The 7,898-nt window shown below is 67.3% G+C and carries 9 protein-coding genes; all 9 read right to left on the bottom strand.

The window, feature by feature from the left end:
• Positions 1 to 54: 54 nt before the first annotated feature.
• Positions 55 to 549: a tol-pal system-associated acyl-CoA thioesterase gene (gene ybgC, locus AAG565_RS15525; RefSeq protein ID WP_348820557.1), complete on the bottom strand. Its 495-nt coding sequence runs from the start codon at positions 547 to 549 to the stop codon at positions 55 to 57.
• Positions 546 to 1,580, bottom strand: a complete 1,035-nt coding sequence (ruvB, locus tag AAG565_RS15520) for a Holliday junction branch migration DNA helicase RuvB (RefSeq protein WP_348820556.1) — start codon at positions 1,578 to 1,580, stop codon at positions 546 to 548. The genes ybgC and ruvB overlap by 4 nt, the downstream gene beginning before the upstream one ends.
• Positions 1,580 to 2,173, bottom strand: coding sequence for a Holliday junction branch migration protein RuvA (gene ruvA / locus AAG565_RS15515; RefSeq protein WP_348820555.1), 594 nt, complete (start codon positions 2,171 to 2,173; stop codon positions 1,580 to 1,582). The genes ruvB and ruvA overlap by 1 nt, the downstream gene beginning before the upstream one ends.
• A complete protein-coding gene (gene ruvC / locus AAG565_RS15510) occupies positions 2,170 to 2,685 on the bottom strand; it encodes a crossover junction endodeoxyribonuclease RuvC (RefSeq protein ID WP_348820554.1) in 516 nt (171 codons plus the stop codon). The genes ruvA and ruvC overlap by 4 nt, the downstream gene beginning before the upstream one ends.
• A 12-nt stretch (positions 2,686 to 2,697) precedes the next feature.
• Positions 2,698 to 3,423 carry a YebC/PmpR family DNA-binding transcriptional regulator gene (locus AAG565_RS15505; protein ID WP_348820553.1) on the bottom strand — a complete coding sequence of 242 codons (726 nt, stop codon included), beginning with the start codon at positions 3,421 to 3,423 and terminating at the stop codon, positions 2,698 to 2,700.
• A 21-nt stretch (positions 3,424 to 3,444) separates the two neighbouring features.
• Positions 3,445 to 4,026 carry a YfaZ family outer membrane protein gene (locus tag AAG565_RS15500; RefSeq protein ID WP_348820552.1) on the bottom strand — a complete coding sequence of 194 codons (582 nt, stop codon included), beginning with the start codon at positions 4,024 to 4,026 and terminating at the stop codon, positions 3,445 to 3,447.
• Positions 4,027 to 4,065: 39 nt separating this feature from the next.
• A complete protein-coding gene (gene lpdA / locus AAG565_RS15495) occupies positions 4,066 to 5,502 on the bottom strand; it encodes a dihydrolipoyl dehydrogenase (protein WP_348820551.1) in 1,437 nt (478 codons plus the stop codon).
• Between the two features lie 146 nt (positions 5,503 to 5,648).
• Positions 5,649 to 6,521, bottom strand: coding sequence for a metal-dependent hydrolase (locus tag AAG565_RS15490; RefSeq protein ID WP_348820550.1), 873 nt, complete (start codon positions 6,519 to 6,521; stop codon positions 5,649 to 5,651).
• Between the two features lie 173 nt (positions 6,522 to 6,694).
• Positions 6,695 to 7,717, bottom strand: coding sequence for an AraC family transcriptional regulator ligand-binding domain-containing protein (locus AAG565_RS15485; RefSeq protein WP_348820549.1), 1,023 nt, complete (start codon positions 7,715 to 7,717; stop codon positions 6,695 to 6,697).
• Positions 7,718 to 7,898 lie beyond the last annotated feature (181 nt).

The following is a 7,898-nucleotide window of genomic DNA, read 5'->3' as shown; positions in this document are numbered from 1 at the left end:
GTTGTTCCTTTCCATCAGCAAAGCCCAGCGTCCCGCCGCCTGACAGCCCCTCACTCAGACCCACCCTTCAGGCTCATCTCTGGATTGGAAAGGACTTCCGCGCAGGACATCCCCATCGCGTTTCCGCCATGCCTCGATCGCCTGCTCCAGCGCCTCAGGCAAGGGGATCGGACGAAAATCGCCGTGGCTCACGCAGCCGACCTTGACCGCCGCCCGCGCCAGCAGCTCGCCATCGGCGCTGCGCACCAGCGTCTGCTCGAACAGCAGGCTGGCGCGGCGCACGGCGGCGACCATGGTCACGACATCGAGTGCGTCGTCGAGCCGCGCCGGGCGGCGGAAGTCGATCTGCAGGCTGGCGACGGTGAAGACCGCGCCGGTGCCGTCGCGCAGACCTTCCTGGCCGATGCCCAGTGCGCGCAGCCATTCGGTGCGGCCGCGCTCGAACCAGCGCAGGTAGTTGGCGTGATAGGTCACGCCGCTGGCGTCGGTATCCTCGTAGTACACGCGGACCGGGAAACGGAACTCCGGCCTGTCGGGCGCGCGGCTCACGACGCGAACAAATCGGGGGTCGCGAGCCGCTCCGGCACCTTGAGGCCGTAGTGCTCGAAGGCGGCCCTGCCGGCGACGCGGCCGCGCGGCGTGCGCATCAGATAACCCTGCTGGATCAGATAGGGTTCGATCACGTCCTCGATGGTGTCGCGCGCCTCGCCGATCGCCGCGGCGAGGTTGTCGATGCCCGCAGGGCCTCCATCGAAGCGTTCGATCAGCGTCAGCAGCAGGCGCCGGTCCATCAGGTCGAAACCGTTGGCATCGACGCTGAGCAGCCGCATGGCCTCGGCCGCACTCGCCGCGGTGATCACGCCGTCGCCGCGCACCTCGGCGTAGTCCCGCGCGCGGCGCAGCAGGCGGTTGGCGATGCGCGGCGTGCCGCGCGAGCGGCGTGCGATCTCGGCGGCGCCGGCCTCTTCGATCGGCGTCCTGAGAATGCCAGCGCTGCGCAGGACGATGTGCGTCAGGTCGGCGACCGCGTAGAACTCGAGGCGCTGCACCAGGCCGAAGCGGTCACGCAGCGGACTCGTCAGCGCGCCGGCGCGCGTGGTCGCGCCGACCAGCGTGAACGGCGGCAGATCGATGCGGATCGAGCGCGCGGCCGGCCCCTCGCCGATGACGATGTCGAGCTGGTAGTCCTCCATCGCCGGGTACAGCACTTCCTCGACGATCGGCGACAGGCGGTGGATCTCGTCCACGAACAGCAGGTCGCGCGGCTCCAGGTTGGTCAGCAGCGCGGCCAGATCGCCCGGACGCTCCAGCACCGGACCGGAGGTCTGGCGCAGGTTGACGCCCATCTCGCTGGCGAGGATGTGCGCGAGCGTGGTCTTGCCCAGACCCGGCGGCCCGAAGATCAGCACGTGGTCGAGCGCATCGCCACGCCGGCGTGCGGCCTCGATGGCGATGCCCATCTGTTCGCGCACCGCCGGCTGGCCGGTGTAGTCGGCCAGCCGCTGCGGACGGATCGCGCGTTCGATGCGTTCCTCGTCGGCGCCGGCGTGCGCGGAGATCAGACGTTCGGACTCGCTCATCAGCGCACCGCCCGCTTGAGCGCTTCCTGGATGATCTGCTCGGTGCTCATGCCGTCCTTATACACGGCTTCGGTGAAGCGCTGAATCTCCGCCGGCTTGTAGCCCAGCGCCGCGAGCGCATGCCGCGCTTCCTGCAGCGGCGATCCAGGGACGGCGCTGACGGCGCCGATCGCGGCCGGTGCCTCGTCGCCGCCGGCGGCACGGTCGCGCATCTCGACGATCAGGCGATCCGCGGTCTTGCGGCCGATGCCCGGCAGCTTGGTCAGGCGCACGACGTCGCCGGCGCGCACCGTGATCCAGAACTCGTCCACGCCGACGCCCGACAGCACGGCGAGCGCCAGCTTGGGACCGACGCCGGAGACGCGGATCAGTTCGCGGAACAGCGCGCGTTCCTGCGCCGTCGCGAAGCCGAACAGCAGATGCGCGTCCTCACGCACCGTCAGGTGCGTGTGCAGGACCACCGCCTCGCCGACTGCCGGCAGCTTGTAGAACGTGGACATCGGCGCCTCGATCTCGTAACCGACGCCGCCGACATCGACGAGCAGCAGCGGCGGCGTCTTGGCGAGCAGACGACCGGCGATGCGACCGATCATGGCCTGCCCCGGCCGCGCAGACCGGCGGCACCGATGCTGCGCTGCGTCGCCCGCACCTGCGCATGCGTCAGTGCGACGGCGAGCGCGTCGGCGGCGTCGGCCGGTATGCGGGCCTGCAGATTCAACAGAATCCTGACCATGTGCTGCACCTGCTCCTTCTCCGCGCGTCCGGTGCCCGTCAGGGCCATCTTGATCTGCGCCGGCGCGTACTCCGCCACCGGGACACCGGCGCGCGCAACTGCGCACAGTGCCACGCCGCGCGCCTGGCCGAGGACCAGGGCGCTGCGCACGTTGTTCTTGACGAACACGTCCTCGAACGCCGCTTCGTCGGACGGGTATTCGCGCAGCAGCCCGGACAACTCGGCATCGATCTTGACCAGCCGCGCGGCGACGTCGCCGTCGCCGGCCGCGATGCGGCCCGCCGCGACCAGCCGCGCCTGACCTCGCTGATGATCGATGATGCCGTAGCCGGTGTAACGCGAACCGGGATCGATGCCGAGGATGCGCGTCACGCCGGCCGGACGCTAGTGCGTGCCCAGATCGGCGTTGGAATAGACCTTCTGCACGTCGTCGAGATCCTCGAGCATCTCGATCAGCTTGCCGACCGCCGCCGCGTGCTCGCCGGGCACCGCCACCATCGTCGCCGGACGCATGCCGACATCGGCCTGCACCAGCGGGAAGCCTTGGGCTTCCAGTGCCTTCTTGACGCCCTCGAAGGCGGACGGTGACGTGAGCACCTCGGTATAGCCGTCTTCGTTGAGCACGTCGTCGGCACCGGCTTCGAGAGCGATTTCGAGGATCTTCTCCTCCTGCGCCGCATCGCCCCGGGTCTCGATGAAGATCTGCCCGACTTCGGCGAACAGATAGGACACCGCGCCACTGGTGCCCAGATTGCCGCCGTTCTTGCTGAACGCATGACGCACGTCGGCGACCGTACGGGTGGGATTGTCGGTCATGCAATCGACGATGATCGCCACGCCGCCGGGACCGTAACCCTCGTAGCGGATCTCCTCGAACTGGTCCGCGCCGCCCTCCCCGGTGCCGCGCCTGATCGCACGCTCGGCGGTGTCCTTGGGCATGTTGGCGGCGAACGCCTTGTCCAGCACCATGCGCAGCCGCGGATTCGACTTCGGATCGCCGCCGCCGACCCGCGCGGCGACGGTGATCTCGCGGATGAACTTCGTGAACAGCTTGCCGCGCCGTGCATCTTCTGCACCCTTGCGCGCGGCGATACTCGGACCACGACCCATGGATCTGCCGTCTGCTCGTGCTCAGAAACTCAGGCGCATGCCCACATGCAGCCCGTTGTCGGCGGTGATGTCCCGGCCGGTTTCGAGCCGGACGTTGACGTTGCGGTAGCCGGCATAGACGGATGCGTTCTTCAACACCTGGTAATCCACTGCGGTGCCGATCTCGTAGTAGCGGTCGAACTCGCCGAAGCAGATGACTTCGGGGGCGAAGTAACCGTACACCGACAGGCCGATCCGCTCGTAACCCGGATAGCGCGCCTCCGCCTGGCCACCGAGCGCCAGCGCGCCGCCACTGTCGTGATCGCGGCCGATATAGACGCCGCGCAGGCCCAGTCCGGCAGCGAGGTTGAAATCACGGGCACCGGCATCGCCCGTGACCAGGGCGCCGACGTGCGCGACGAACAGGTCGTCCTCGCGCTTGGGGCGCACGATCACACCGACGTCGTACTGGCCATTGGTGTCCGACGCAAAACGCGACAGCGGCCCGTAGAACGCGCCGCGAAAGCTGTTGTCGCCGATCGACACATCGACGATCTCTGCCCGCGCGCCGCCGGCGACCGCGCACAGCGCAAGCGCCATCGTGCCCACCAACCTCTTGTGCATGTTCATCCCACCTGCCCCCGTTCCAATTGTGATGAGTGGTTACTTCTTCGGCTTGTTCACGGCGTGCACCGCGCGCCCATCCACCAGCAATACCGCTTCGTGGAAATTCTCCGACAAGGTCGGATGGCTGTGCATGGTCAACGCGAGATCCTCGCAGGTCGCGGCGAACTCGAGCGCGAGCACGGCCTCGGCCAGCAATTCGGATACATACGGTCCGACCATGTGCACGCCCAGAATCCGGTCGGACTTGGCGTCGGCGATCACCTTGATCGAACCCGCACCCTGCTCCATCGCCTTGGCGCGGCCGTTGGCGGCGAACGGTCCCAGTCCGGTCTTGATCTCGTAGCCCTTGGCCTTGGCCTGTTCCTCGCTCAAGCCAACCCAGGCGATCTCGGGCATCGTGTAGACGACGCTCGGCACCGCGTTGTAGTTGACCTGCGTGTGATGGCCGGCGAGCTGCTCGGCCAGCGCGACGCCTTCCTCGATGCCCTTGTGCGCGAGCATCGCGCCGCCGATCACGTCGCCGATCGCGTACACGCCCGGCACGTTGGTCTTGTAGTGCGCATCGACCTTGACGAAGCCGCGCTCGTCGAGCGCCACGCCAACGGTCTCGACGCCGAGGTTCTTCGTGTACGGCCTACGGCCGACCGCGACGATCAGCTTGTCGAAGGTCTCGGTCTTCTTTTCTCCACCGGTCTCGTACTCGACGGTGACGTCCTTCTTGCCGGCCTTCGCCGACAGTACCTTCGCGCCGAGGCGGATGTCCAGGCCCTGCTTGGTCAAATGGCGCAGTGCTTCCTTGGCCACCTGCTGATCGACCATCGGCAGGAAGTTGGGCAAGGCTTCGAGGATGACGGTCCTGGCACCCAGGCGGTTCCAGACGCTGCCCAGTTCGACGCCGATCACGCCGGCGCCGATCACGCCCAGGGTCTTGGGCACTTCGGTGAAATCGAGTGCGCCCCAGGAATCGACGATGCGCGCACCGTCGAAGGGCGCGATCTTCAGATTGATCGGCTCGGAGCCGGTGGCGATGATGATGTGCTTGGCCTTGAGCACCTCGGTCTGGCCGTCGTGCGACTTGAATTCGACCTGGCCGTTGCCGAGCAACCTGCCGTGGCCCTGCAGGCCGGTGACCTTGTTGGCGGCGAAGAGCTGCTTGATGCCGCCGGTCAACTGCCGCGACACCGCATCCTTGCGCGCCTGCATCTTGGCCACATCCAGCGACACGGAAGCGGCGCCGATCCCGTGTACGGCCGCCTCGTACTGCATGCGGTGATACAGCTCCGAGGATTCGAGCAGTGCCTTGGACGGGATGCAGCCGGCATTGAGGCAGGTGCCGCCGAAGGCGGGCGTGTTGTCCCGGTTGAGCCAGGCGTCGATACAGGCGGTCTTGAATCCGAGCTGGGCCGCACGGATCGCGCAGGGGTAGCCGGCCGGACCGCCGCCGACCACGACCACGTCGTATTCGTTGCTCATGTCGCTCCTTGATCGTCGGGCGGCATTCTATTGATCCGGCGATACGATGTACAAACGGACGTCAACCGACGTCCGCCGCACGCAGAGCATGGGCCAAAAAGCCCCGGGTGTCGTGGGGGAAACCCCCGTTGTGACGGCGGCCGGCCTCAGGCGGCGGCCGTACTCGCGATGACCTCGTCGGAGGCCAGGATCGCATTGCCGCCGCTGCGATCGTAGGCCTGCCGCCACTGGCGATAGACGTCCATCTCACCGTGTTTCCATGGATGGAAGCCGGGCTTCAGATAGGCCAGGAAATGCGGCATCAGGCGCGGATACAGCCCGCCGGGTCCGTAGAGCCACCACAGGCCACGCAACCACACGCGACCACGGTTCTGCACGCCATCAACCTTGAACATGTGGGCCATGATCGCGAACACGTGCAGGGGGAAGGTCAGCGCGACCTGCAGCATGCTGAGGACACGCGTGAAGTAGCCGCCCTTGGCCACTTTCTGCAACACGTCGAAGGCGACTGCCTTGTGCTCGATCTCCTCGACCGCGTGCCAGGCGTACATCGCGCGGATGCGGGGGTCGGCGTCCTTGAACAAGCCAGTCGAGAAGAAGCCGTGCGCCATCAGTGCCGTCATGTGTTCCGCTGCCGCGGTCTGCCCGAGCGTGTAAGTGCGCGGAAAACGCTTGCGGAAGAAGCCGAACATGATGTCCACCTGGCGCTTGAGGATGACATCGACGGCGATGCCCTGCGCCTTGAGACGGTCGTTGAACCGCGTGTGCACCATGCCGTGCTGGCCTTCCTGATAGATGAAGTCCTTGATCTCGGCCTGCAGCTTGGGATCGGTGACCTGGTCGCGGAAGTCGCGCACACAGGCGATGAAGAAGCGCTCGCCCTCGGGGAACAGCAGCGACATCGCGTCGAAGAAACGCGTCTTGAACGGATCGCCGCCGAACCAGTAACGCGGAATGTCGCCGTCCAGCCCGAAATCCGGCGCCTTGCGGGGCATGATGCGCTGGCGATCGCCATCCATTTGCGCTCTCCACCTGTTCGTTGTCCGGTCCACTTTAGGAAACGCCGCGCCGGCCGACTATGACAGGCGGCGACGCAAGGGAACCTTGGACGACACTGGCCCGGGATTTCGTGACGCGACTGGATGTCACCGCAGGCCAGAGGCACCCCGAGACGCGGCCGCGCGCGGCGGTCTCACAGCTCCCGACGCTGGCGGAAGCTGCTCGGCGAAACACCGGACCAGCGGGTGAACGCGCGCGTGAAGCTGCGCCGGTCGGAAAAGCCCAGGCGCTCGCTGATCGACTCGATGTCCAGACCGGCGTCCTGCAGCAGGCGCAGCGACAGCCGGTAGCGGACGCGATCGAGCACGGTGGCGTAGCTCTGCGCCTCCTCCTGCAGACGCCGCTGCAGCGTGCGCGGATGCAGGCCCAGGCGCGCGGCGACGCGGTCGATTCCGGCGGCCATCAGCTGCGTGTCGTGCTCCAGCAGCACCTCGGTCGCCGCCACCAGGCCGGTGCGGCGCGGCATCTGCGCGAGCAACTGGCCGACGCGGCGCGCGGCCTGCTCGTGCAGCTTCGGGAATGCCCCTTCGAGCGGCGCATCGAGCCGCTGGCGCGGCAGATCCAGGGCGTTCTGCGTCTGTTCGAAAGCCACCGGAACGCGGAAATACGTCTCGTAGGCCCGCGCGTAATCCGGCGCCGCGTAGCGGAAACGCAGGCGCGCGAAGGGCTCCAGGTCGCCGGCGAGCATGCGCCCGAAGCGCGCCACCGACGCGAAGATCGATTCGACGAAATAGCGATCCTCACCGGTCATCGGCGCCGCACCGAGCAGCACCAGAGAAGCATCGTCGCCGTGTTCCTCGAGAGAGAAGTTGATCATCGGGTTGATCAGCTCGCGCACCCAGTCGAACACGCGCATCGCAGCGCGCAGCGTCGGTGCCGTCGCCAGGAAGGTGCCGATGTCCGGAAGGTAGTCGAACGCGAAGGTCTCGCCGAGCACGAACGGGAAATGCTGACTGCGTGACGCGGCGACGCAGGCCTGCATCGCCTGGCCGAGCACCGGTGCGCTGATCGTGGCTTCCTCCAGATGCAGCAGGTCGGTCTGGATGCCGAGCCGCGCGAAGATCGGCTCGATATTGAAGCCGCAGACCGTGGCGGCCTTGACCCAGTTGGGCAAGGTGATGAACGGGATCGGGTCGCTGTGCAGCGGCGCGCGCATGCGCGCAGTATGCCGCATGGCCGGGCCGCCCGGCCCTCGCTTCGCCCGATCGGAGCGAGACCACGCTCCAACGGATGTCCGAATCGGGATAGGGGACGCCGAGGATACCCTCAGCGTTCCCCTCCCACACCACCGGACATGCGGGTCCGCATCCGGCGGTTCGAGCGGTTGAGGTTACGCG

This window comes from Fontimonas sp. SYSU GA230001, from assembly GCF_040066175.1.
Lineage (GTDB): Bacteria > Pseudomonadota > Gammaproteobacteria > Nevskiales > Nevskiaceae > Solimonas.
The sequence above is the reverse complement of the archived record's forward strand: the minus strand, read 5'-3'. Positions and strand labels throughout refer to the sequence as shown.